The sequence below is a fragment of the Bacillus sp. Marseille-Q3570 genome (genome assembly GCF_946151055.1).
GTDB lineage: Bacteria > Bacillota > Bacilli > Bacillales > Fictibacillaceae > Pseudalkalibacillus.
The window spans coordinates 215,925-239,830 of record NZ_CAMGYZ010000001.1; the positions used below are offsets into that span (position 1 = coordinate 215,925).

Consider the following 23,906-nt stretch of genomic DNA (forward strand, 5'->3'; position numbering starts at 1 on the left):
CTGCTTATTTATTATCAATACCCTTAAAGATGAAAATTTAACTCAATTTTCAAGTTAACTTGAAGGAATAGCAAATATATTCAAAAGGGCTAGGCACATTTCCTATCGGCCAGCCCAAAGGTTTCATCCATTGTTTTTCAGAAAAAATTCATTGATTTGTTCCATGGCTTTCTCTTCCATGATCAGCTTTCCATACTCTCTCACTCGCCACTTTGTAATGGTGGAAGGACTTCCGAATTCAGATAAAAGTGCGACGAACATGTCGACATCCAAAACGTCATATTCCTCTTCCTCGAACGAAACGAAATAATGTCCGTTATAATAAGTAATTTCCCCACCAGTGATTCCTAATTGGTGCACTCGTGAAGATAGTGCGATGATGTCATCGAAATGTTTGAATTCATAAATGACGTCATCACTTATATCCATTGTCACTTGAAGTTCCAGGTATTCATCATCGTAATCATCATCCTCACTCGAAGGTTGACCTTTCGTGACAATGACCACCATCCCTTGTGCAGGGAGCGAAAAAACTTCGACGGCTATCGGACCATCTGCTTTAAATCCAAGTTCATCATCTGCTTCTAACATCATATCCCTGAACAATTCATGCACTTTTGGTAAGTCTTGCCACATTTCTTCTTTTGAGATGCCGCGCTCATCTAAATCATCCAATGTTAAAAACACTTTTATTTTGTTATATGTCAAACGCTCCAGTCGCATATATGGTCCTCCTCAACAGCAATACTCCACCCTTTCTCTACACTATATGATGGCGATTTACAGAAGGTTCTTCGTGGTCAGGTAGTTCTGAAAAGATCGGTATCCGTGATTAACAAAAATCTTCTTAGCAATGGCTGCGTTCACATAAATTGTTGCTTTTTTAGTTCTTGGCGATCCGCTAGCCTCTAATTCAGAAAATCACTGTATCATTTAACAAAGTTTTCATTATAAAAAGTGAACACATGTGATTCTGATGGTGCACAAAGTCTTAATGGAAGTTTTGTATACCCAAAACCATTGCTTGTGAAAAGTTTTGTATGTGGATATTCTTTAAAGCCTCCTCTTTCTGCTATACCCCATTTGAAAAGGCGAATTTGTCCCCCATGGGTATGTCCGCTTAAAACGAAGCCGATTTTATGCTCGATTTTGACCTTTTCGATGATCGACGGATTATGGCTGATGAGGATTTTAAAGTTTGGATTACGATCATCTGTATCGGAAACTGCTAAATCCAGATCATCCCTTTCCACGGTCGGATCATCAACTCCAACAAGAGTCAATGTATCATCCCCAGATTCAAACCTGGCACATGTATTATCAAGGATCTTCACACCTTTTTCCCTTAAGAGGACATCCAAGTTGCGAAAATCGACCTCGTAATCATTATTCCCCCACACGAAATAATTAGGTGCAATCTTTGAAAGCTGGTCCAAATTTTTGGAAACACGCTCGAACGGTACCCCTTTTTCCATCAAATCTCCACCAATGATTACTATGTCAATCGGCTCTTTTATTTGGTCAAGCAGTCTATCATCAATCACTCGGGTGTGGATATCAGATATAAAAAAAACCTTTAAGCCATTGAAGCTTTCAGGAAAATTTTCTAAAAAGAGCTCATGCTTTTTTACAACTATTTGATGGGCTTCGTGCCACATATAAAAAAGCAGCAGCAAACCAATGCCCATCACTACAAAAAAAGTAATGATCATTCTACACCTTCCTGTCTCCGTTCGTGAACATTAGATTGAGATAACGAAATGATACCATAAATAACGGAACAAGGTAAGAATATCAACATAAGAAGCTCATTCATCTGGTAAAGGAGATAGACACTGCATATCACAAGGACAATGTATAGTAGTGGAACAATCAATGAACGGAGACCTCGGTTTCTAAAATCGGTGATGACCGTTTTAATGGCAATACCATATGCTATAACACCAATGAGGATCAGAAAGGCTGAATAGACGAAATGCATTGGGTTCATAATCAACTCCGCCACCCAGCCCATGAATTGATCATAAGATGAAGTCGGTATGTCATTCACGACGGTATATAAAGAAAAATATCCGATAGATAATGCCACTATCCGTTTAAACACAAAAATCCCTCCCCTATACCGTATGAAAAGGGAAGGAATTTCATGTTGTCAATCTTCCTTGATATCAAGAATCCGGAATCCAGATGCCTCGAGCTTTTTTATGAATTTATCAATGTTCTGCTGCTTTTCAACTTTCATGACGATTCTTCTTACAAACTTATCTGATTCGTCAAAGGTCGCAAGTGAAATGATATTTTCATGGAATTGTTTCGCAATTTCTGCAAGCCGGGCAATACGTCCCTCTGCTTCTGATGATGAAAATGAGATCCTGACACCTTTACGGTTCATTCCAAAAGCACTTTGGAATTGTTCGAGTGCATCATATCGTGTAATGATTCCTTTCAATTCCTTAGCCTCGTCTACTACTGCTAACAAAGGGCGGTCCTTGACGGACAAAAGGATTTTTTCAAATATTTCTTCTTCATCTATGAAATCATCTTTATGGTCCGCTACATCTCCAGCCAGAGTGGACTTGAGGAAATCCTGACGATCTGAACCGGATTCGAAGTATGCCTTATAGATTTTGTTCAATGTGACAATTCCAACATATTGGTTTCCATTGACTACAGGCATTCCATCGATTTGATACTGATTCAACTTATGTAGTACATCTTCCAGTGTATCTGAATTTTGAACGACATATGTTTTCGCTTTCGGTATCATGATACTTTTGACAAACATGATTATCCCCCCTAATAAAATGACTACCTTATTGTTTTCGCTAAGATAATAGGTAATTCCTACTAAGTGTTCAAAATTTTTATTTTTTATCAGAATATTTCAACAATATAGGTTGAAAAATATGTAAATTTCCATTAAGATTAAACTAATAATTCAATTATTGATTTTTGCGGAATCCGCTCCTTTTCCGCGGGCAAGTGAAAAGCGGAAGCACCCGTCTAGTCACGAAGGTCTCAAATCAAACTTAGATAGAAATCCTAAGTATTATTAAACAAAGTCAAGTAAAAAAATAAAATCTAAAGTTAGGAGAGGACACACCATGACCATATCCAAGTTTACGAATAAATCTCTCGTTCTAGATCAGGATTTGGAATACAGCCAGAAGATCGGACTCCCAGTTGAAGTATTTTGTATGAAAGAGTATGAAACAGTAGCTTTTGGCAGGATACAATTGATTACGAAAGATCATGTGCAAATAAATGACCAACTATTTTGCAGAAGGGAGAATGCCTTTTTCGGCTGCCCTTGCCCCATGTAGTATTATTTGTGGTATAAGTTGACATCATGTTCCTGTTTCAGCCAATCAAACACCTCATGTCTATGTTTCCATGGAACTGGTTTTTCCCACAGTTCTTCTCCTCGTTCAATGGTTGCTATTCTTAATTCTTCGTACTCGTTTTCAGCCTTGGTATGTTTTTTCTTGTAATAGATCATTTGGACAATACTAAAAATTCCAATAATGAAGAGCGTGAGTAGCAGCTTATCCTGCGAAAGGTATCCGATCACATTTCGATTCATCAGAAACATGGTTCCAAAGGCAGGCAGCTTGTAGAAATAGATGTATATCAAGCTGAAAAAAAGCATGACAAACAAAGATAAAGACCATTTCAAAACCAATTGCTCAAATCGTTTCTCTTTTGTCCTGCGTTCTATGAGGTTTTTCACTACTTCTAACGTCACTTCAGAAACTGAATACTGTTTGAACTTCCAATACTGTAAACCATCCATTTAGATTCCCTCCTATTCAAAACTATGCTAGGAGGGAATTAGGTATACATCCGTCACAATATGTTTTTCAATTGACGATATTGACGGGATGAATACCATCTTTTTTAATTTCTTGAATTGGCATTTCATAGGTTAAGTAATACACGATAAAAACGATCATACATATAAAGGCTATGGCGATCCCTCGGGTAATCCATAAGTAGCTTTTTTCTGGTGACTTCGTCTCTTTCGTTTGGCCTTTACTCCGTGAATGTTTTTCGCTTCTTGGAGGAAGGTTCAGAATATCTACCTTTTCCTTATCCATAGCAATCTCATCATTATTGACTTTTTTACGTAAAATCGATGCTTGATCTAGCGGCTCCACGCAGATGCTCCTCCTTTTCTCAAAGGCTCCGTGCATTAAACTAATTCCACCACAAACATGCTACCCTTTCAGAAAGATTCATCGTTCCATTCCTGATTCTTAGAACGTATCGAAAAAAGGTTGTTCCGGATAATCAGTCCTAATAGGAAATCGATCGCAATATGGATAAAAACAGGGATCAGTAAATTCCCCGTAATAATAAATATACCACCTAACAAGAAACTGAGCGTTGACGCAAATATCAATAACACTGGTTTGGTGATATAACGGATGTGTAAGAGCGTAAACAACAAACTTGCCGGTACATACCCGATATTCGTCTGTAAAACGCCACGGAACAACAATTCTTCACAAACTCCAATGACAAGCGTGATCACGAACAAATGGAAATACGTAATGGTCGAAAATATTCTTTCATTGATTCCACCATCATCGATCAAACGTCGCGGTGCCTTTTTCCATAACATAACGTCCACCAGCACAACAAGGATGATAACTGGAACCGACCAAAGGAAAATAGTCCTCCATTCCATCCTGAAAAGAACCAACCAATCAGCAAAACCCTGGTTAAAGAAAAAGGACAAGATCACCGTCAATAATAGAAAAATCCCCTGTGTGAAATACAGATTCAAGTACAGTTCACGCTGGGATAAAGATTGTATAAGTTCTTTCTGATTCAATTGTTTAAACATGGATGTTCTCCTGATGGAAGATTAGAGCCAATTCTTCTTCCCAACTGTACTTACCACTTTGCGCCGTTTTGGAAATTGTGGCTTTGAAGTGTTCAATTGATACTCCACAAATATGACAGCAATTCAAAGGTCTTTCAGTCAATTCCTCTGAAAAAGACTTTAGAATGGATTCCCTTTTACAATCCCTTGACTGGATCCATTTCTTCATATATCGGATCCGCTCCTGCTTTTCTTTAAGTCTCATCTCAATGAAAGCTACTAATTTATTCCTCCAATCAAGAAGATCCTTATAGTCTTCTCTAAAAAACAATTCAACATGATATTGGATAAAACGTTCAGCTGTTTCCGTAAGGTCTAAGAGACGTATCCCCTCTTGGAACGATCCTCGTATTGGTTCGTCCTTGTTTACGTAATTGATCAAGTCATCGATATCACGTTCTGATGGTAATTCTGAAGTAATAAGGCGTGCAGGAATGAAATCATCATCTTCATGGTAAAGTATCAAAGCCAAACTTTGTTCTCCGTCTCTTCCTGCCCTTCCGATCTCTTGCAAATAGGACTCTATGTTAGAAGGAAAATGGAAATGGATGACGAATCGGATATCAGACTTATTGATCCCCATTCCAAATGCATTCGTGCAGCATATCACATCGAGTTCGTTATAAATGAATTGTTTTTGTATAAGCAGTCTGTCATCGTTATCCATGCCCCCATGATAATAAGCTGTCCGTCCTACTCCATTCCGCTTCAAAGTCTCCGTAATCGTTTCAGCAGCATTTCGGCTTGACGTATAGATGAGGCCAGGTCCTTTCAACATTTGGGCATACCGGATTAAGATGTCCATTTTTTCGATTGTACTGTCAACGATTTCTGCTTGAAGAGCAATATTTGGTCGATCAACGGAGTATATATGCATTTCCGGTTCATCCAGTGTTAACAACTTGATGATATCTTCACGGACATTCATAGTTGCTGTTGCAGTCAAAGCTAAAATAGGAGGGCGCCCCATCTTTTTAGCTGCATCACCCAGTTTCAGATAATCGGTTCTGAATTCGTGACCCCACTGGGAAATACAATGAGCTTCATCAACTACAAACAAGGATACCTTCTTTTTAGAGAGGGCATTCGCAAAAAGATCTGACTGCAGTGTCTCCGGTGATACATAAATGATCTTATACCTTGATAGATTCCTAAGGACCGTTTTTCTGAGATCATATGGCATCCCACTATGAAACGTACATACCCTTTTCTCGCCATTACGTCTTAATTGTTCTACTTGATCTTCCATCAAAGAAATTAGCGGGGATACAACGATGACTGTACCGTCCAAGAGATAAGCCGGGAGCTGATAACAAATCGACTTACCCGAGCCTGTAGGAAGCATTGCAAATACATCTTTACCATCCAGTACATCTTCAATTATTTCTCTTTGCCCATTGCGAAAGGAGCGATATCCGAATTTTTCATATAAAATGTCATCAATCGACACTTATCATCCCCCCTCCCTGTCTCCGACTTTTGCAGATGACTCTTTAGCGAGTGTCAATCGGATTTGAAAGTAATTGAGGTCTTCACCCAGTTCTTGTTTGATAGCCTTCAGTTTCTTCGTTCCTAATAATCCAGAAGCCTCTACGATCCGCATCTGATCCGTTTCTGGTATGTATCCATCAATATCCATATCTGGAATATGAATTGCAAGTTCGACAATATGATCCTCAATCGTACTAGGTTTCAAATTCCTGACGGATGCTATTTCTTCTAAACTTAGGCCCTTTTTGATCAGATGATAGGTTCTACGTGTAGATTCGGTCAGTGAAAACCGCTGTTCCATATCAGCTATGAATGAAGATAAAACAGGAAATGCCTTTCGATCTTCAACGATTCTTTTCATCATGTGATGTAAAGTTGCTTGGAAATGGACATGGCATTCCATCGGATCAAGATTCAATCTTTCTGCCACCTGGTCAGTGGTCTGTCCGATCCTTCCTGTTCTTGACAGTCTTAATACGACATTATCAGCGCTTCTATCACCTAACGGTTTTAGTAGTGATTTGAGTTCTTGAAAGAGCAGATAGGCAAGCTTTGATCGTGTCCCTTCATCCCTCGGAAATGAACGCTTGACCCAATGCAACGTTTCAGGATCATTCTGAATCGGATAGAAATGATGATCTCCTTTCAGTATGTGTGAGAGGGTTTGGATAAATAATGTAATACGTCGCCAGAAAACACTACTAAGATCTCCGTAACGCCAACAATCTAATGATTCCGGTATACGATGTTGTTCCAATTGGTTTCGAAGTTGTGTCAGCCCAAATTTTGTCATATGTGCATGATTTCCATCATAAGTTTCAATTAATCCGTCATTATGTAAATCGTTCAATTTCCTTTCGAAATCTGTGAAACTGTATCCTTTTAAAATTCCAAATAAGTGAGAAAGTCGGAACAACCTGCCATCTTGTACAGTTTGTGATGATTTTTTCCCATTGAGTAAATGATACAATCCAGAGGTCGTTCTTTCTCCGTCCAATCGTTCAATTCCCAATAGGATGATGGAATCCCTATAGTTCACGTTCACTCTCACCTCCCATTCCTGTATACTCTATTGTATCAAAGAGCGTTTAAATTTTGGCCGTTTTGGGAAAATTGGCTTATGTAGTTGCAAAACACTTACAAAGCCTTGTTTGAAAAGGATTCTCAATGAATTTAATTGTTGAAATCTCTACCTAACAGTTTTACAATAGTAACAAGGATAGAAAAAATGGATTCATTTGGAGAATATGAACTGTTTTTTGAATTGATAATAAGATAGGTAATGAAGAACAGGTTCATAAATTTCTAGGAGGGTAATTTCGATATGCCAAAGTACACGATTGTTGACAAAGAAACTTGTATCGCCTGCGGAGCTTGTGGAGCTGCTGCACCTGACATTTATGACTATGATGATGAAGGTATTGCGTTTGTTACCTTAGATGATAATGAGGGAATTGTAGAAATTCCAGATATTCTTCATGAAGATATGCAGGACGCCTTCGAAGGTTGCCCGACTGATTCAATCAAAATTGCGGATGAACCTTTCGATGGAGATGCAACAAAATTCGAATAATAAATGGATAAAACAACGTCTTCCAAGAGGGAAGGCGTTTTTTCATACCATAAACATCATAATATAATTGATAATCATTGTCAATTACGACTTTCCATCCATCCCGTGCGAGTGAAAAAAGCTCGCTTATTGCTCCCGGAAAGGAGGCATAAAAACGAATGGCTCTCTTCTAAATGATTGTTGCTTTTGAGTCATTTTAAAATAACCACCTTGAGGACAGGTGAGCTATTCCATTTCGCAAGGAACGAGTGAACTCACCACACGCCCCGCGGAAAGAAATTAAAATACGTCAGTTTTCAAATGGAATCTTAATTGCTATAATAGGTTATTGTAAAGTTGTACATATTCTAAGGAGGTTCTATAGGATGGCAAAAGTAGTCGACGCATTTATTGAAATTCCGACTGGAAGTCAAAACAAATATGAATACGATAAAGATAAAGGTGTATTCAAGCTGGATCGTGTCCTTTTCTCCCCGATGTTTTACCCGGCTGAATACGGATATCTTGAAAACACGCTAGCTCTGGATGGAGATCCGTTAGATATCCTCGTATTAGTGACAAACCCTACTTTCCCAGGCTGTGTAATCGAATCCCGTGTAATCGGATACCTGAACATGATTGACAGCGGTGAAGAAGATTCAAAGCTTCTTGCAGTGCCAGTAGAGGATCCACGTTTTGACCATGTTCAATCACTTGAAGATGTATCTGAACACACACTGAAGGAAATCTCCCATTTCTTTGAACGTTATAAAGATCTTCAAGGTAAGAAAACAGAAATCGGATCATGGGAAGGACCGGAAAAAGCTGCTGAATTAGTTGAAGAATGCCTGAAGCGTTATCAGGAACAATAAATAATAACTATACTATAAAGACTTGTGGTCTACCACGGGTCTTTTTTATGTCTTGTGAGAATACCATTCATCATGAGGATACCCGATTTAACAGATAATTTTTGTTCCAGTGTAAGCGCAACCAACTTCTATTCCTCCTAGTTCCTCATTTAATAGACTTTACGTTTGTACAATCTTTCAGTTGACATACATTGTGAACCATAGGACAATCAGAAATTAATAATAGTAGATGGGGTGAACAATTTGTTTCAAATCGTAATAAGTGATCCAATAAGCAAAGCGGGGTTGGAACCGCTTGTAAATACGCCAGGTATGAATCTTATTGAAAAGAACATCAATGAAGTTACCTCGAAAAAGGAAATTGACGCGATCCTTGTACGAAGTGCTACAAAAATCACACGTGAACTCATCAACGAAATGCCCAATCTTAAAATCATTGCCCGAGCTGGAGTTGGTATTGACAACATCGACCTAGACGCAGCAACAGAACAAGGGATTGTCGTCGTAAACGCACCAAATGGCAACACGATTTCGACAGCTGAACATACCTTTGCGATGATGCTGTCTTTAATGCGGAACATCCCTCAGGCAAACCGTTCATTAAGAAATCTTGAGTGGAAGCGTTCTGCTTTTACAGGTCATGAAGTACATGGTAAGACCCTGGGAATCATCGGTATGGGAAAAATCGGTTCGGAACTTGCTAAGAGAGCACTTTCCTTCGGTATGGATATTCATGTATTCGATCCTTTCTTAACAAAAGACCGGGCAAAGAAACTCCAGGTCGAACTTGTTACATTGGATCAGCTTCTTGAAAATGCTGACATCATCACAGTCCATACTCCATTAAATAAGGATACGAAAAACCTCATCAACCAAGAGTCGATTAAAACAATGAAAAAAGGTGTTTATATCCTAAATTGTGCACGTGGCGGAATCATCGATGAAGAAGCTCTTGTCAATGGATTAGAAGAAGGACACATTGCTGGAGCGGCACTCGATGTTTTTTCAGAAGAGCCATGTGTCAATGAATCCTTGCTTTTACATCCAAATGTAGTAGCAACCCCTCATATTGCTGCTTCAACCACAGAAGCCCAGTTCAACGTTGCTCAACAAGTCAGCGAGGATGTATGCAATGTATTACAAGGAAATCCAGCTCGGAATGCATTGAATTATCCTGCCGTATCCCGTGATGTCCATGATTTCATCCACCCATTCATCGAATTGGGGAATCGGCTAGGAACTTTTTTGTCACAATGTATTAAAACTCCGATTAAAGAAGTACAGTTAACCTATTCAGGGGAACTTACAGACCATGAAACCTTGTCAATTACAAGAAGCGTGTTGTCAGGTTTCCTCAATTCAAGAGTCGATCAACCTGTCAATATTATCAATGCCAACTTGATTGCAAAGCAAAGAGGAATTAGTTACGGAGAAACGAAAGCTTCAGAAACCTTCGGCTATTCCAGCTTGATCGATGTAAAAGTGGTCGGTGAAAATCAGATGGTATCCATTCAAGGGACCTTGTTACCAGGCCTCGGTGGCAGAGTTGTCAATCTGAATGGATTCGATATCGATTTTACTCCGAAAGGACATCTTTTGTTCATTACGCATAATGATCAGCCCGGAGTGATTGGTAAAGTCGGAGAAGTACTCGGAAGACATCAGATGAATATCGCAACGATGCAGGTTGGTCGTAAAGAAGTCAGCGGCGGTGCGGCCATGGTTCTGACTTTTGATGAACCACTCAACAATGAAACGATAAAGGATCTTCAAGAAAATACTGGCATCACCACTCTCCTGGCGATGTCATTGGAATAAAGAAAACTTGGTTAAGAAAAGCCTTAGGCGTAGGCTGAACAATTAGTTCCTCGAAAAAGCAATTGCTTTTCCTTCGTGCGGTGTATTGCTTCCGAAGCCACCAGCTTGTGCACTCATACTGAAGAAAGATTTTATACTTTCTTCAAGTGAAAAATAAAAAAGGGGTGACTCTTCCATAGAGCCATCCCCTTTTCTATAAGCGAATTTAGGCATGTGAAAGTTGAATCAGTTTGTTAAATCGGCCGAAATCCGTAAGTTATAGATCCAGCAAAAATGATATGACGAAATATCTCCTATTTCAAAGGAACTTCTTTTCGCTTTCCTTTTTCAAATGTCATCAAATGTGTATAACCTGCTTCTTTTGCAAATTGGACCGCACGCTCGTAGGCAAATCCGACATGTTCAGGGTAATGGGCATCGGAAGACAAAACGATCTGAATCCCCTTACGCTGACACATTATCAAAAGATCCTCATGTGGATACATTTGCTTTACGGGTTTCCGTAGACCGGCTGTGCTGATCTCAATGCATGTCTTTGACTCTTTCAATGCGTCCGTTGCCCGTTCATATTGTTCTAGCAGGAAGTTATTGTCCTCAGGTACATAGTTGAAGATCTTCACGAGATCGATATGTCCGAGGATATCGAACATGTTGGATTCAGCCAATGTGACAACCTGGTCAAAGTATCGTCTGTAAACATCGAATAAATCTCTTCGATCCCATTCTTCCTTATACTCAGAGAGGTCGATTCCGAAATCATCGATCCAGTGAATCGAGCCAATGACATAATCAAAATCATATTGATCGATGAATCGCTTCATTTCTTCGTGTTTACCAGGGGTATAATCCATTTCTATCGACATTTTCACGTCTATATCCTTGTTCCATGCCTGATGGAACAGATCTACATAATCCTCCATGTCATAATAGCGTCTCTCATCAACCCACGGATTAGATAAAATATCGGCAGTCTGATAAAAGTGATAGGCATGTTCCGAGATGCCGAAATGATCGATCCCCTCCTTTTTCGCTTTTTCAGTGAATTTAGAAAGATAATCAAGAGTCAGTGTTCCTTTTTCCAGATGATTATGATAATCCGTCCTCATTTTTTCTTCGTTCCCCTCTCCGCTAGTATGTTGCAATTATTGACTCGTTTGTTTCTTAATCACGATTGTTTGTCCAGCGACGAGCAAATCGGAATCAAGGTTATTCCATTTCATCAAATCCATCACCGGAATATCATACTTTTGTGAAAGTGCCCAGAGAGTGTCACCTTCAGTAATGGTAATCGTGAGCTTCCCTGAATCATCGAGATGCGGTGCATCAACGTTGATGGCCAAATGGCGATCATCAAGAAATGCAAGTGGATCAACTGCATTGGATTTATGTACATTCCATTCATCCTTATGCACTTCAAAATGCAAATGATCGCCTCTAGATTTACCAGTATTGCCGATCAAGCCGATGACAGTACCCTTTTTCACCTTTTCATCATCTTCTACAAAACGTTCACTCATATGGGCATAAACGGTTTCCATACCATTCGAGTGTTTTACGAAAATGACATTTCCATATGAATCTGAGTAATAGGATTTCGCTATTGTCCCATCTTCCACAACTCGTATGTCTGTCCCTTCATCAGCAGCTATATCTATCCCGAAATGAGTACCTTGTCGGGAACCATAATGATCTGTCAAAACACCATCGACAGGCCAATCCCAAATTTCATCAATTTTCACCTCAATCGTGGAACTCTTAGCTGATACATTATCAGAATTCGGCATAAGAAACCAAACAAAAAATACCCCCACGGACAATAATAGTACTTTTTTCATAAAAAAACCTCCACAGTCTATTATCCTGAGTGTTGGACAAGCCAAGGCACGATAATATCGTATGGAGGAAAGTGGTTTTTTATAACCTATTCAGGAACAATTTAATCCGATTGTTTGACCCTTTTGAAATCCGCATCTTTTTCCCGGTACATCCAGAAGCTTTTCTGCTTCCTATCACCACAGGAGTGGCTCTTTCCTGATTCCTGTTACTCATGGAACAAGATTTATCGTCAGTTTCCACTCTCATTCTCGAATTTTCGAGGAATGAATAATGAAAATGCCGTCCCTTCACCCATCTTACTGTGAACGGATATTTTTCCGCCATGTGCATCAACGATATTCTTTACAATTGCAAGACCTAGACCTGTCCCAGAACGGCCTCTTGTACGAGCTTTATCTGCCTTATAAAATCGTTCGAACACAAATGGCAGATCCTCTTTTGGAATTCCTGATCCAGTATCTTTGACCTCAACATTAATTCCATCCGAAAGGTCCGTAACAACCACAGATACTTCCCCGCCTTCTTTCGTATGCCTCAAGGCGTTGTCTATCAAATTCGTCATCACTTGTTCCAACCGATCTGCATCAGCCTCAATGATGCTCTTCTCACCAGGCAGGTTCAACTCAAGGGTGATCTCTCTTTCCCTTGCGAGTCCCTGGAATTTATGCACGACCCTATTGAAGAATTCTCCGCTATCGATTTCCATCACTTCAAGGGAAACATGACCAGCTTCCATTCGTGCGAGATCGAGAAGCTCATTAACCAAACGCCCCATTCGTAACGACTCATCATAGATGATTTGTGCGATGTCCTTCTTTTCTTGCTCAGTACCAGCAATATCATCAATGATCGCTTCACTATATCCTTGAAGCATCGAAATCGGTGTTCTAAGCTCATGTGAGACGTTAGCGATGAAGTCTTTCCGCAATTTATCATGCTGACGTTCTTCTGTCATGTCCCGGAAGACCGCAACAGCACCACGAACATTGGATTGATTGTATAACGGCGTCATCAGTACGACCCAACTTCTTCCTTGAAGCTCGATTTCCGTTATCTGTTCGCGTTCAAGATTGACAACACTGCGGAATAAATCATTGATCTGTTCAGGTACTTCCTCGCCCTTCCGCTCTTTCATACCTTGTTCATAGTACCAGGCCTGGATAAAGCGTTCAGCAGGAGGATTGGTAACAAGAATCTTCCCTTTCCGATCAAAGGTGACGACACCATCAGCCATGCTGCTCAAAATGCTTGATAATTGTTCTTTTTCTTGGCTTAATGCATTGATATTGTTCTTCAAATTCCTGCCCATTCTATTGAATGACAGGGCAAGTTCACCTATCTCATCATGTGTCAGGATCGGCACCTTCGTATCGAACTTACCTTGTGCAACTTCTAATGCCGCTTCCCTCATACGTCTGAGAGGGGAAGTGATCCGTGTGGATAAGAAAAAGGCAAAAATCGTGGTAAGAATGATAGCGATTCCCGCAGATAAGAATATGATTTGCTTTGCTTGCTGATTGGTTTCCTGTATCAATTCAAGAGATTGGTAGATGAAAACCGCACCCTGTTCATTTTCAGAAAGTTCGACAGGCTTTCCGACAATCAACAACTCGTTTTGTTCCTTCTGATTGCCGTTCCGTATTGGAAAATCGCCTTGAACGATCACTGTTTCGCCATCCTTCAGAACTTTTGATAATTTCGGGTCTTCCCGGAAGAGTGAATAAGGGAGCGTAGATAATTCCGTCTGATCGGAAGAATGGGAAAATTGTGTACGATCACTTAGTATTACAATATTACTCGAATGAGCATCAACCAGTTTTGAAATGGTATCTTTGGATTCATCGAATGGCTGATCACTTTGAATGATTTCCACGAGGGAGTCTTCGAGCTGCGATAACTGCATTTTTGCATTATCTACAATGAAATTCTCAAAAAACTGCATCAATAGAACAGTCAAAATGAAAAGGACGACAGAAACGAGTAGAAGGATCGTCCCCCAAAGCTTTCCTACTACACTCCTCCAGATCATTCTTCTTCTTCTACCTCGAATTTATAACCAACACCCCAAACAGTAGAAATCATTGAAGCTGCATCAGGGGACACTCGGTTCAACTTTTCACGTAGTCGCTTAACATGTGTATCGACTGTACGCAAATCACCGAAGAATTCATAATTCCAGACATCTTTCAATAACTGTTCTCTTGAATAAACCTTGTCTGGTGTCTTTGCGAGATACAAGAGCAGTTCATACTCTTTCGGGGTCAGGCTGATTTCCTTTCCATCAGCCGCTACACGATGCGCATCGTTATCAATCGTCAGATGCGGGAATACGATGACATCCTTGCTCACTGTGTCTGTATGTAAATATTTCGTGGCAGTCGAGCGTCTTAACAGCGCTTTCACACGTAACACAACTTCCCTTGGACTAAATGGTTTGACTACATAATCATCTGCACCTGCTTCGAATCCCTGGACACGGTTTGATTCCTCTCCTTTAGCAGTCAGCATGATGATTGGTGTCGCTTTTTCCTTACGCAGCTTTTCACAAACTTCAATTCCATCCATCTCTGGAAGCATCAGATCAAGTAAGATGATATCGAATTCTGCTTCACTAGCTTCTTGCAAAGCTGTTTCTCCATCTTCCGCTTCGACAACCGAGAAGTTTTCACGTTCTAGATACATACGGAGCAGTTTACGGATCCGTTCTTCATCATCAACGACAAGCACTCTTTGTTCTTTTTCCATAATTCACATACCTCCTACTTCTTACATACCACATATTCTTTCCAACTGCTAAGAAAACCTCCACGAAACGTGAAGGTTTTCTGTTAAGCATAGGAATGCAAGCCTACGATTACGATATTTACTGCTATCAAGTTGAACATGATGATTACAAAACCGAGCACACATAACCATGCTGATTTTTCACCATGCCAGTCCCTTGTAAGTCTTAAATGGAGATAGGCAGCGTAAAAAAGAAAAGTAATCAAAGCCCATACTTCCTTCGGATCCCAGCCCCAGAACCTTGTCCAAGCTGCCTGTGCCCAGATCATAGCAAAAATCAAAGCGCCTAATGTAAACACAGGGAATCCGATTGCGATTGCACGATAACTGATTTCATCAACCAGATCTGTATTGATGTTTTTCAGTAAAGGTTTCAAGGCTGCGCCCAACCGTTTCCTCAAAGCTAATCTAAGTAATACGTATAGAATGAATCCGGAGAACAATGCCCAGATGAACGTATTCAATTTCTTCGGTGCATCGACGCCTTCCATCCATGCAGGTGCTTCGAAAAGCGGTCCGAATGCGTCCTCTGTCATTTTCTCACCATCATGCGGGCCAGCGATTGCTGGCATATGATAGACAAGTTCAGCCTGCTGTTCGCTCTCATTTACCCATTCGAAGCTTACTTGGTAATTTGCGGCTCCAAAACCGATGGAAACAAGGATGAATCCAAGTGTACTGAGTAAGGTATAAAGTACAAATTCCAACCAGCCTGTCTTTTTCGATCCTTTGCTTTGATCGATGGTCGCCACTAAGTAGATCAATCCGGCAACAAAACTGATCGCTAAAATTCCTTCACCTAGAGCTGCTGTCGTCACATGGATCTTCAACCAGTTACTTTGTAAAGCTGGAATCAACGGTTCTATCTCTCTTGGGAACATACTCGCATAAGCTATTACTAGCAATGCAATCGGCATTGCAAACACACCAAGAACATTCAAACGATAGATTGCGTATATGATAATGAAGCCGAAGACCATCATCATCCCGAAAAATGTCGTGAATTCAAAGAGATTGCTGACTGGGGCGTGGCCTGCAGCGATCCATCTTGTAACGAAATATCCTAATTGGCTGATGAACCCGATGATCGATAAGATATATCCCCATTTCCCCCATTGATTTGATTTTGGCGCTTCCTTTTCTTTGATGGTCAATGAGACGACAAACAGGATTGTAGCGACAAAATAAATGAAGAATGCAATATATAATAAGGTACTGCTTAATTGTGCCATTTGGGTTCCTCCTTTCTATGCTTTTTCCTTCTCTTCTTGTTGATCGTTCAACTTACTCATATCAAGTTTCTCTGTGATATCATCAAGTTCTCGTTTTATGCCGTGCCAGTTTTTATTCGTATGAGCTGCCATCCAAACCTCTTCATCCTTCATTTTCAGCCATACACGGCGGTGGTTCCAATATAAACCTTGTACGACCCCGAGCATAAAAATGATTCCACCGATCAAAATGATAGGAAGCGTATAATCCTTCTTTACGGTCAAACCAGTGATGAACTCAGTGTCGATACCGTCAAAAGCAATCTTGTATTGATTCTCACCAGAAGGATCAAGGTTCTGACGTATTGCGATGAAGGCAACTTCACCGTCTGGTGTTTCAGGCGTGAACATTTTGAAAATAAACGCTGGATTGTTCGGTACATTCGTTTTCGTTGATGGTTTTTTCGTATCTGAATCAAAATAAAAATCAGGATAATAACCTTGTAATTCTACACGATTCCCATTACCGAGATCATACTCGTCTTTTGGTTCTTGTAAATCGACTGAAAATGAACCGATCTTCTCATCTGTTTCGGCTTCCTGAAATTGAAAATGCATCACACTCATTTCTTGTCGATAATCTACTTGATAGAGTGAATATCCATCAAAATCAAGCGGTTTATTGACTTGGATTGCATAGTCTTTGACCTTAGAAAGTTCCGGCTTTGCACCCGGTAGTTTTTCACCGGCTTTATAAAGGACAACGTCACTTTGATAGTTTTTCGGTACTGGCTGCTGTACTCGATTCAAAGCGTCAGAGAACCTTTCTTCTTTGTTATCATAGACTTCATATGTGAATTTATCGTGTTTCAAATAATATTCTTGATCCGTACCTTTGATCGCTTTCGTCTCACCTTCGCGAATCCACATATCTTCATCCAAATACATACCTGGTACGACTCTGAGCATGGCTCCTAATAAGAAGATGATCAATCCGATATGATTCACATACGGACCCCACCTGGAAAAACGCCCTTTTTCGGCTAGGATACTATTACCCTCTCTCCGGACACGATAGCGTTTTTCTTTCAATCTGAAAAGAACTTCTTCCATGAATTGTTCTTCGTCTTCTGGAAGCTTTGTTACAGCGAACATCCTTTGTTTTTTCAGGAAGTTATCGTGCTTTGTGACCCGCTGGTTTCGAAGTGAACGATAAAGCGGAATCCCTCTGTCAATACTTGCGACCGTAATAGATACACCGATCAAACCTAGCAAAAGGACGAACCACCAGGAACTATATAGATTATGGAACCCTAATACATAATAGAGTTCTCCAAGAAAACCATATTCCTTTTCATAATATGCTGCAGGATCATTTGCCTCAGCAGTCGGTATATACATCTGTTGCGGGAAAATCGTCCCGATAGCAGAAGCAATCAGGGTTATGACGATCAGCCATACCCCGACTTTCACACTCGAGAAGAAATTCCATATTTTATCGACAGCATTCGTATTGTATGTTTGCGAACGTCGGGCTGTCCCTTCGTATCTCATGTTCAATAGCTTATCTGGTGATTCTTCTTGAATCGGCTTACCACAAGCTTCACAAATGATCGTTCCGTAGGGATTCAGATGGCCGCAATCGCACTTAATCTTTTCCATTTGAACACCCCATTATGGCTTGATTTTTTCCATGTAGTTGCGGACATGTGTATCGTTCAGCTCACCTGTGATTTTATCGATCACTTTACCTTCCGGACTGATCAAATAGGTGGCCGGTAGATTTCCAACCCCGTATTCATCTACGACTTCACGTTGCTGGTCCAAAAGAATCGGAAAAGTCAGATTCAATCTGTTCGCGAACTTTTCCACCGTAAACTTCGGCTCTGCGATATCAACTGCCAGGACAACTACACCCTGATCTTTATATTTATCATACTGCCGTTGGATGGCTGGCATTTCTTTCTCGCATGGTGGACAATATGTACCCCAGAAATTCAAGAAAACGCCCTTCCCTTTATAATCTTCCAACTCTACTTCATTACCTTCTAAATCTTTCAGGACAAAATTCGGTGCTGCATCTCCAGCTTTGACAGGTTCTTTTTTGTCATTGAAAACGGTGTTATAGAGGGTGTATCCCAGGGCTAGGGCAATAACAACCAATATGACTGAACGCATGATTAACCGTTGTCGTTTTTTCATAATGGCGATCGCTCCAATCTAATCTTCTACCCTTCCTACTATAACGTTTATTTGTCCAGTATTCATGGGTTTTATTTGACGTTTATGTGACAGCTAGATTCCGTAATTGCTTGACCTCATGCGGTGTCATCGTTCTAGAGTCCCCAGGATTCAGTCCTCTGAGATCCAGATTTCCGTAGCCTTCACGTTTCAGTTTCTGAACAGGATAGCCAAGTGCTTCGAACATCCTTCTTACTTGACGATTGCGACCTTCATGGATTGTCAGTTCAATGATTGCTGTCTGTTTCTTTTTATCGAGGCTTTTCATTTTGACTTTCGCCGGGGCTGTCTTGCCGTCATCAAGCCTGATCCCCTTTGAAAGCTGACGGATCTCGAGCTTGGACGGAATCCCCTTCACCTTGGCGACATATCTTTTTTCCACATGATATTTCGGGTGCATGAGTGTATTTGCGAAATCTCCGTCGTTAGTCAGTATAAGCAAACCGGAAGTGTCATAATCAAGACGACCTACAGGAAAGATCCTTTGCTCAATTTCAGGAAAATAGTCCGTTACTACTTTTCGGCCTTTTTCATCCTTCACGCTTGAAATAACACCAGTCGGTTTATAAAACAAAAAGTAGACAGGTTCTTCTTTATTGATTGGTACCCCATTCACTTCAATTTCGTCAGAAGGTGACACTTTCGTCCCTAATTCTGTTACAACACTACCGTTCACTTTCACTTGTCCATCCTGGATCAATTTCTCGGCTTTCCGTCGAGAAGTAACACCAGCTTGCGCAATGATCTTTTGTAATCGTTCCATACCTTCACCTCATTCTCAATCATACTCTTCGACATTTGAATTCTCAAGTTTTGATAGAACAGTTCAGTTTATTTACAAATTGTACGGGGGGGATGGGGCCACATCTTAATTGTTGAAGTTGTACTAACTCCCTAACGGACACTGGAGACCTTATTTGACTAAAATAATGTGCATTTACAAACCTAGCCGAAAACATGGATGCCATGGTTCTGCCTAGAATCGCTGTTCACGAAGGAGTGTCACGGATTTCGCTCAAAGAATTTGCTGCATCTCCAACTATCATTAACTATGCAATCAAAAAACTCCACCAACTATTGGTGGAGTGTAAATCAACTGCCAAAGACGAGTGTCACGACGATGATTGCACAGATGATTCCGACAAGGTCAGCAAGCAGCCCGACCTTCAACGCATCTCCCATCCTTTTGATCCCAACAGCCCCAAAATAGACAGTAAGTATATAAAGAGTGGTGTCGGTACTGCCTTGCATTGTAGAAGCCAATCGCCCAATGAACGAATCAGGTCCGTACGTGGAAATCAAATCTGTCGTCATGGCGAGAGCGCCTGTCCCAGAAATCGGCCTTATCAACGCCAGTGGCACGATTTCCGATGGAACACCGATTGCTGTGAGAAACGGCTTGATAGAATCAATCATGAACGCTAAAGCACCTGAGGCTCGAAATACGGTGATGGCTACGAGCATCCCCACCAGATAGGGTATGATTGAAACTGCAATCGAAAACCCTTCCTTCCCGCCTTCAACAAATTCTTCGTATGTGGCAACTCTTTTGAAAGTTGCGTATATAAGGACAAATCCGATCAGACAGGGAAGGATCCAAATGGATATTGTTGATACAAACTCCATTTCAAGGCCTCCTTCTTTTTTGCCGTCGATGGTAAAAATAACGGTCGATCATGATGGCTGCGAATGTCGAACAAGCAGTCGCAATAAGCGTTGTCCCTACGATATCGGTCGGTGACAGGGAATCATAATTCATCCGGATCGCTATAACTGTAGTTGGAATGATAGTAAGGCTAGAGGTGTTGATCGCGAGGAACGTGATCATTGAACGACTGGCATCATTACGGTCGGCATTCAATTTCTTCATCTGTTCCATCGCTTTTATACCCATAGGCGTAGCCGCGTTTCCGAGTCCAAAAAGGTTGGCAACCATATTTGATAAGATGTATCCCATCGCAGGATGATCCGGCGGGATATCAGGGAAGAGCCTTTGGGCGACGGGTTTGAAAAGTCCCGAAAGCTTTTCGAGCAATCCCGCTTTTTTTGCGATGTTCATCAGCCCTAACCAAAAGACAAGGATGCTGATCAATCCTAAACTGATCGTGACCGCTTCCTGGGCACTTTTGAACAATACCTCATTGACTTCCTCCATTGTTCCATTAATTGCTGCATAAAGGATTCCGATGACAAACATGAATACCCAGATCAGGTTAACCATACGGCACCGTGATGATAAAGAACTTCGTCACGACTTTCTTGATCGTTCCCCAAAAGGTTTCTTCTTCCAGTTCCCTATACGTACCTTTGAGGAATAACGGGAGTTCTCCAATGTCAGAACCATCAAGATAAATCGTAAGCTTTCCAACTGGACTCGGAGGATTCTTTCCCCATTTTCCATTTTCAGGTGGTTCGATAAGGGTGATTTCATTTTTGAGAAGGTCCCGCTCATCTTCGGTCAATGGATAATAAAAAGTTCTTGCCGCTTCCACTTTATTCTTGTAAGCATCGTTTTCCAGACCATTGATTGGACCTTTTTCTACAATGGAGACAAGATCATATGTATTGAAAGCCCAATCAAAAAGGTTCATGTGGTCATTCCAATCATTACCATCATTCAAAGTGACTGCGATCAGTTCAAGATTTTCCTTTTTTGCTGTTGATACAAGTGTCCTTTTCGCACGTTTTGTATAGCCTGTTTTTCCCCCGGTAGAATATTCATACATCCGTAACAGTTTGTTTTTATTCTTGAAAATACGATCCCATTCCTCTCCCTCTTGGGGAGCTCTGTGCGTCTTTGTGGAAGAGATTTTCCGATATGTTTTATTTTCCATCGCATACCGGGTCAATAATGCCATGTCATAAGCGGTAGAGTGGTGATTCTCATGATCATCGAGTCCATGAGGATTGGAGAAATGCGTATTTTTCATACCGATTTCCGCAGCTTTTTCGTTCATCATATAGACGAACCCTTCCAAGCTGCCACCAACATGTTCTGCTATTGCTACAGCAGCATCATTACCTGAACGGAGCATCAACCCATACACGAGATCTTCCAACAGGATCTTCTCACCTTTTTTTAAATAAATCGAAGAGCCCTCTGCCTGGAGCGGCCGCTCACTTACCGTAGCCATTTCATCCATTTTTCCCGACTCGACCGCTAAGATGGCGGTCATGATTTTCGTGATGCTTGCGATCCTCATTTTCTGGTGTTCATTTTTTCCATATAAAATGCGACCAGATTCCTGCTCCATCAGTATAGCACCTTGAGCATCTACACCAGGTCCTTCTGCATACACGAGCTGATGCAGCGGTATAGTCGAAAAAAATATCATAAAGGCTAATCCAATGAGGATTCCAGCTCTAATTAATGCAACAATCATAAACATCCCGTCCCTTAGGCAGTTTTGTACAAGTTTATGCTCCAAAAAACGGGATATGAAAAAAATTAAATCTACATAATGAGGTTATCGTCTACTTGGGTCGGGACTTCGAATACTTTCGTTCTTCTTGAGGTATAAAACGCGGCGTATCGCTGAATTGATGATCGTAGTCTGATTGCTGGGATAAGGCCGCTTCTTCTGCTGGAATCCGAACCAACAGTAACAGGAAACCATTCAATATCGTGAATAGGACTGCAGTCCAAAATGCATTGAACATTAGCGGAATGACCAGCAACTCGAAAGAAACAACAACATAATTTGGATGACGCAAGAAACGGAATGGACCTCTTTTTACGACATTTGCATTTGGTAGGATGATGATCTTCGTGTTCCAGAACATGCCGAGTGACATGATCGTCCACACCCTCAACCCTTGCAACACGATAAAAAATAAGAACAATACAGGAAAAAAAGGTGAAAGCTCCAATCCTTTAACATATGCTTCTAAGAACAATGATAACAAGAAAGCCGTATGAAGAATGACAATCCATTTATAATGCTCCGGAGCAAATTCTTTTGCCCCTCTCGCCTTCATCTTTTTTTCGTTTCGTCTTGCCACCTTCAGTTCAATCAGACGCTGTGCGATGATGAAAGAAAATAATAAAAAGAAGATCATGATCCATCCCCCTTATAAAACTCATTCTACCCATTCTATCAAGACGACTTCAGAACTGAAACCAGGTCCTAGAGCCATGACAAGACCTTTTTCGCCAGATGAAATATTTTTTTGCAAGAACCGATTCAATACATAGATCACAGTCACAGATGACATGTTCCCATACCGCTTCAATATTTCCAATGAATCATGAAACATGGAAGCAGGAATGTCCAATGAACTCATATAGGCGTTCAATACTTTCATCCCACCAGGGTGAGCGATGAAATGCTTGATATCCCCCATCTCAAGATCCTGATCGATGAGAAATTGATGGATGGTAGGATAAAACCAACTATCTACGATATGGGGGATGTCTTTAGAAAAGATGACATAGAGGCCTTCGTCTTTAACATCCCAACCCATTACCTCTTCTGAATCCGGCATCAAAGTGGATTGGCTGGCTATCGTTTTGGGAATGGTTTTTTCAATCGTCAACTCATGCTCTTTCACTTCATCTCCTACCATCATTACTGCTCCGACACCATCTGCAAAAAGAGATGTCCCGATCAGATTGCTTTTCGAATAATCTTGTTTCTGGAACGTCAAACTGCACAATTCTACACAAACAAGCAGGACTTTCGCTTGTGGATAGGCAAGGCAATAATCATGTGCCCTAGCAAGTCCTGAAGCCCCCCCTGCACATCCTAAACCCCAAATCGGGATCCGTTTCGTGTGAGGGGAAAATGGAAGTTTGTTCATGATCCTCGCTTCAATGCTCGGTGTTGAAAATCCAGTTGTCGAAACAAAAAATATTGCGTCTATTTCGTTGTAGGGGATCTGCTTATCCATGTATGTATTATTGGCGAGGCAATTCTCGATCGCACTGACACCATACTCAACTGATTTTTCAATATAGATGTCATTTTTACATTGTAACGTATGGTTTTCTTTATACCACTGAACCTCATTGACAAAGTTCCTTGTTTCAATCTGTCCATTTTCGAACACACGTAATAAGCGATCAATATGGGAAAAGTGATCACTGAACAGCTCTCTCGCAAATTCGACTGTATCGCCTTGTCCTAAGGTATGTTCCGGATCACAGGTACCGACCGATAAGATATATGGCATTTGCCTGACACTTCCTTAAAGTGCATTTTTAATCAGTTTGT

The 23,906-nt window shown here is 40.8% G+C and carries 27 protein-coding genes; 4 read left to right on the plus strand and 23 right to left on the minus strand.

The window, feature by feature from the left end:
• Positions 1 to 123: 123 nt before the first annotated feature.
• From N8M93_RS01110 to N8M93_RS01125, 4 genes are all read right to left on the minus strand, one after another.
• Complete coding sequence (locus N8M93_RS01110) at positions 124 to 723, minus strand: genetic competence negative regulator (RefSeq protein WP_261129163.1); 600 nt, start codon at positions 721 to 723, stop codon at positions 124 to 126.
• Positions 724 to 929: 206 nt separating this feature from the next.
• Complete coding sequence (locus N8M93_RS01115; RefSeq protein WP_261129164.1) at positions 930 to 1,712, minus strand: metallophosphoesterase; 783 nt, start codon at positions 1,710 to 1,712, stop codon at positions 930 to 932.
• On the minus strand, positions 1,709 to 2,104 hold the full coding sequence (locus tag N8M93_RS01120; RefSeq protein WP_261129165.1) for a hypothetical protein: 396 nt from the start codon (positions 2,102 to 2,104) through the stop codon (positions 1,709 to 1,711). The genes N8M93_RS01115 and N8M93_RS01120 overlap by 4 nt, the downstream gene beginning before the upstream one ends.
• Positions 2,105 to 2,152: 48 nt before the next feature.
• Positions 2,153 to 2,785 (minus strand): CBS domain-containing protein, encoded by a 633-nt coding sequence (locus N8M93_RS01125; protein WP_261129166.1) that lies wholly within the window; start codon positions 2,783 to 2,785, stop codon positions 2,153 to 2,155.
• 319 nt (positions 2,786 to 3,104) lie between these two features.
• On the opposite strand from N8M93_RS01125, the gene N8M93_RS01130 reads away from it, so the two are divergent.
• Positions 3,105 to 3,323 carry a hypothetical protein gene (locus N8M93_RS01130; protein WP_261129168.1) on the plus strand — a complete coding sequence of 73 codons (219 nt, stop codon included), beginning with the start codon at positions 3,105 to 3,107 and terminating at the stop codon, positions 3,321 to 3,323.
• Between the two features lie 2 nt (positions 3,324 to 3,325).
• Here the strand turns inward: N8M93_RS01130 and N8M93_RS01135 are convergent, their stop codons facing one another.
• The 5 genes from N8M93_RS01135 to N8M93_RS01155 all read right to left on the minus strand — a co-directional run bounded on the left by N8M93_RS01135 (position 3,326) and on the right by N8M93_RS01155 (position 7,424).
• Positions 3,326 to 3,793: a YpbF family protein gene (locus N8M93_RS01135; RefSeq protein WP_261129169.1), complete on the minus strand. Its 468-nt coding sequence runs from the start codon at positions 3,791 to 3,793 to the stop codon at positions 3,326 to 3,328.
• 67 nt (positions 3,794 to 3,860) lie between these two features.
• Entirely contained in the window at positions 3,861 to 4,157 is a 297-nt protein-coding gene (locus N8M93_RS01140; protein WP_261129171.1) for a hypothetical protein, read from the minus strand.
• 68 nt (positions 4,158 to 4,225) lie between these two features.
• Complete coding sequence (locus tag N8M93_RS01145; RefSeq protein ID WP_261129173.1) at positions 4,226 to 4,849, minus strand: CPBP family intramembrane glutamic endopeptidase; 624 nt, start codon at positions 4,847 to 4,849, stop codon at positions 4,226 to 4,228.
• Positions 4,842 to 6,338, minus strand: coding sequence for an ATP-dependent DNA helicase RecQ (locus N8M93_RS01150; protein ID WP_261129175.1), 1,497 nt, complete (start codon positions 6,336 to 6,338; stop codon positions 4,842 to 4,844). Before N8M93_RS01150 ends, N8M93_RS01145 begins: the two co-directional genes overlap by 8 nt.
• A 3-nt stretch (positions 6,339 to 6,341) precedes the next feature.
• Complete coding sequence (locus N8M93_RS01155) at positions 6,342 to 7,424, minus strand: helix-turn-helix domain-containing protein (protein WP_261129177.1); 1,083 nt, start codon at positions 7,422 to 7,424, stop codon at positions 6,342 to 6,344.
• Between the two features lie 279 nt (positions 7,425 to 7,703).
• Here N8M93_RS01155 and N8M93_RS01160 point away from each other — a divergent pair, with 279 nt between their 5' ends.
• The 3 genes from N8M93_RS01160 (at position 7,704) to serA (ending at position 10,621) form a co-directional block, all read left to right on the plus strand.
• Complete coding sequence (locus N8M93_RS01160) at positions 7,704 to 7,952, plus strand: ferredoxin (RefSeq protein ID WP_221565253.1); 249 nt, start codon at positions 7,704 to 7,706, stop codon at positions 7,950 to 7,952.
• Positions 7,953 to 8,317: 365 nt separating this feature from the next.
• A complete protein-coding gene (locus N8M93_RS01165; protein WP_261129179.1) occupies positions 8,318 to 8,803 on the plus strand; it encodes an inorganic diphosphatase in 486 nt (161 codons plus the stop codon).
• Positions 8,804 to 9,046: 243 nt separating this feature from the next.
• Positions 9,047 to 10,621 (plus strand): phosphoglycerate dehydrogenase, encoded by a 1,575-nt coding sequence (serA, locus tag N8M93_RS01170; protein ID WP_261129180.1) that lies wholly within the window; start codon positions 9,047 to 9,049, stop codon positions 10,619 to 10,621.
• A 42-nt stretch (positions 10,622 to 10,663) separates the two neighbouring features.
• Here the strand turns inward: serA and N8M93_RS01175 are convergent, their stop codons facing one another.
• The 14 genes from N8M93_RS01175 to N8M93_RS01240 all read right to left on the minus strand — a co-directional run bounded on the left by N8M93_RS01175 (position 10,664) and on the right by N8M93_RS01240 (position 23,865).
• Positions 10,664 to 10,798, minus strand: coding sequence for a hypothetical protein (locus N8M93_RS01175; protein WP_261129181.1), 135 nt, complete (start codon positions 10,796 to 10,798; stop codon positions 10,664 to 10,666).
• Between the two features lie 116 nt (positions 10,799 to 10,914).
• Positions 10,915 to 11,727, minus strand: a complete 813-nt coding sequence (locus N8M93_RS01180) for a histidinol-phosphatase (protein WP_261129182.1) — start codon at positions 11,725 to 11,727, stop codon at positions 10,915 to 10,917.
• 36 nt (positions 11,728 to 11,763) lie between these two features.
• Positions 11,764 to 12,456: a peptidoglycan DD-metalloendopeptidase family protein gene (locus N8M93_RS01185; protein WP_261129183.1), complete on the minus strand. Its 693-nt coding sequence runs from the start codon at positions 12,454 to 12,456 to the stop codon at positions 11,764 to 11,766.
• 230 nt (positions 12,457 to 12,686) lie between these two features.
• Positions 12,687 to 14,486, minus strand: a complete 1,800-nt coding sequence (locus tag N8M93_RS01190) for a cell wall metabolism sensor histidine kinase WalK (protein ID WP_261129184.1) — start codon at positions 14,484 to 14,486, stop codon at positions 12,687 to 12,689.
• A complete protein-coding gene (locus N8M93_RS01195; RefSeq protein WP_261129185.1) occupies positions 14,483 to 15,202 on the minus strand; it encodes a response regulator transcription factor in 720 nt (239 codons plus the stop codon). The genes N8M93_RS01190 and N8M93_RS01195 overlap by 4 nt, the downstream gene beginning before the upstream one ends.
• 83 nt (positions 15,203 to 15,285) lie before the next feature.
• Positions 15,286 to 16,473 carry a c-type cytochrome biogenesis protein CcsB gene (gene ccsB / locus N8M93_RS01200; protein ID WP_261129186.1) on the minus strand — a complete coding sequence of 396 codons (1,188 nt, stop codon included), beginning with the start codon at positions 16,471 to 16,473 and terminating at the stop codon, positions 15,286 to 15,288.
• A gap of 15 nt (positions 16,474 to 16,488) precedes the next feature.
• Positions 16,489 to 18,114, minus strand: coding sequence for a cytochrome c biogenesis protein ResB (locus tag N8M93_RS01205; RefSeq protein WP_261129188.1), 1,626 nt, complete (start codon positions 18,112 to 18,114; stop codon positions 16,489 to 16,491).
• Between the two features lie 12 nt (positions 18,115 to 18,126).
• Positions 18,127 to 18,654 carry a thiol-disulfide oxidoreductase ResA gene (gene resA / locus N8M93_RS01210; RefSeq protein WP_261129189.1) on the minus strand — a complete coding sequence of 176 codons (528 nt, stop codon included), beginning with the start codon at positions 18,652 to 18,654 and terminating at the stop codon, positions 18,127 to 18,129.
• A gap of 82 nt (positions 18,655 to 18,736) precedes the next feature.
• Positions 18,737 to 19,456 (minus strand): pseudouridine synthase, encoded by a 720-nt coding sequence (locus tag N8M93_RS01215; protein WP_261129191.1) that lies wholly within the window; start codon positions 19,454 to 19,456, stop codon positions 18,737 to 18,739.
• Between the two features lie 329 nt (positions 19,457 to 19,785).
• On the minus strand, positions 19,786 to 20,319 hold the full coding sequence (locus N8M93_RS01220) for a spore maturation protein (RefSeq protein WP_261129195.1): 534 nt from the start codon (positions 20,317 to 20,319) through the stop codon (positions 19,786 to 19,788).
• Position 20,320: 1 nt separating this feature from the next.
• Positions 20,321 to 20,914: a nucleoside recognition domain-containing protein gene (locus N8M93_RS01225; RefSeq protein WP_261129196.1), complete on the minus strand. Its 594-nt coding sequence runs from the start codon at positions 20,912 to 20,914 to the stop codon at positions 20,321 to 20,323.
• Entirely contained in the window at positions 20,907 to 22,028 is a 1,122-nt protein-coding gene (locus tag N8M93_RS01230; protein ID WP_261129666.1) for a D-alanyl-D-alanine carboxypeptidase family protein, read from the minus strand. The genes N8M93_RS01225 and N8M93_RS01230 overlap by 8 nt, the downstream gene beginning before the upstream one ends.
• Before the next feature lie 139 nt (positions 22,029 to 22,167).
• Positions 22,168 to 22,752, minus strand: a complete 585-nt coding sequence (locus N8M93_RS01235) for an isoprenylcysteine carboxyl methyltransferase family protein (protein ID WP_261129197.1) — start codon at positions 22,750 to 22,752, stop codon at positions 22,168 to 22,170.
• 21 nt (positions 22,753 to 22,773) lie between these two features.
• Positions 22,774 to 23,865 (minus strand): type III polyketide synthase, encoded by a 1,092-nt coding sequence (locus N8M93_RS01240; RefSeq protein WP_261129198.1) that lies wholly within the window; start codon positions 23,863 to 23,865, stop codon positions 22,774 to 22,776.
• Between the last annotated feature and the right edge of the window lie 41 nt (positions 23,866 to 23,906).

Excerpts from the sequence above, each read along its gene's own strand:
- N8M93_RS01110 (WP_261129163.1), bottom strand. The coding sequence starts at position 723 with ATGCGACTGGAGCGTTTGACATATAACAAAATAAAAGTGTTTTTAACA.
- N8M93_RS01115 (WP_261129164.1), bottom strand. The coding sequence starts at position 1,712 with ATGATCATTACTTTTTTTGTAGTGATGGGCATTGGTTTGCTGCTGCTT.
- N8M93_RS01125 (WP_261129166.1), bottom strand. The coding sequence starts at position 2,785 with ATGTTTGTCAAAAGTATCATGATACCGAAAGCGAAAACATATGTCGTT.
- N8M93_RS01130 (WP_261129168.1), top strand. The coding sequence starts at position 3,105 with ATGACCATATCCAAGTTTACGAATAAATCTCTCGTTCTAGATCAGGAT.
- N8M93_RS01135 (WP_261129169.1), bottom strand. The coding sequence starts at position 3,793 with ATGGATGGTTTACAGTATTGGAAGTTCAAACAGTATTCAGTTTCTGAA.
- N8M93_RS01145 (WP_261129173.1), bottom strand. The coding sequence starts at position 4,849 with ATGTTTAAACAATTGAATCAGAAAGAACTTATACAATCTTTATCCCAG.
- N8M93_RS01160 (WP_221565253.1), top strand. The coding sequence starts at position 7,704 with ATGCCAAAGTACACGATTGTTGACAAAGAAACTTGTATCGCCTGCGGA.
- N8M93_RS01165 (WP_261129179.1), top strand. The coding sequence starts at position 8,318 with ATGGCAAAAGTAGTCGACGCATTTATTGAAATTCCGACTGGAAGTCAA.
- N8M93_RS01175 (WP_261129181.1), bottom strand. The coding sequence starts at position 10,798 with ATGGAAGAGTCACCCCTTTTTTATTTTTCACTTGAAGAAAGTATAAAA.
- N8M93_RS01180 (WP_261129182.1), bottom strand. The coding sequence starts at position 11,727 with ATGAGGACGGATTATCATAATCATCTGGAAAAAGGAACACTGACTCTT.
- N8M93_RS01185 (WP_261129183.1), bottom strand. The coding sequence starts at position 12,456 with ATGAAAAAAGTACTATTATTGTCCGTGGGGGTATTTTTTGTTTGGTTT.
- N8M93_RS01190 (WP_261129184.1), bottom strand. The coding sequence starts at position 14,486 with ATGATCTGGAGGAGTGTAGTAGGAAAGCTTTGGGGGACGATCCTTCTA.
- N8M93_RS01195 (WP_261129185.1), bottom strand. The coding sequence starts at position 15,202 with ATGGAAAAAGAACAAAGAGTGCTTGTCGTTGATGATGAAGAACGGATC.
- ccsB (WP_261129186.1), bottom strand. The coding sequence starts at position 16,473 with ATGGCACAATTAAGCAGTACCTTATTATATATTGCATTCTTCATTTAT.
- N8M93_RS01205 (WP_261129188.1), bottom strand. The coding sequence starts at position 18,114 with ATGGAAAAGATTAAGTGCGATTGCGGCCATCTGAATCCCTACGGAACG.
- resA (WP_261129189.1), bottom strand. The coding sequence starts at position 18,654 with ATGAAAAAACGACAACGGTTAATCATGCGTTCAGTCATATTGGTTGTT.
- N8M93_RS01215 (WP_261129191.1), bottom strand. The coding sequence starts at position 19,456 with ATGGAACGATTACAAAAGATCATTGCGCAAGCTGGTGTTACTTCTCGA.
- N8M93_RS01220 (WP_261129195.1), bottom strand. The coding sequence starts at position 20,319 with ATGGAGTTTGTATCAACAATATCCATTTGGATCCTTCCCTGTCTGATC.
- N8M93_RS01225 (WP_261129196.1), bottom strand. The coding sequence starts at position 20,914 with ATGGTTAACCTGATCTGGGTATTCATGTTTGTCATCGGAATCCTTTAT.
- N8M93_RS01230 (WP_261129666.1), bottom strand. The coding sequence starts at position 22,028 with ATGATATTTTTTTCGACTATACCGCTGCATCAGCTCGTGTATGCAGAA.
- N8M93_RS01235 (WP_261129197.1), bottom strand. The coding sequence starts at position 22,752 with ATGATCTTCTTTTTATTATTTTCTTTCATCATCGCACAGCGTCTGATT.
- N8M93_RS01240 (WP_261129198.1), bottom strand. The coding sequence starts at position 23,865 with ATGCCATATATCTTATCGGTCGGTACCTGTGATCCGGAACATACCTTA.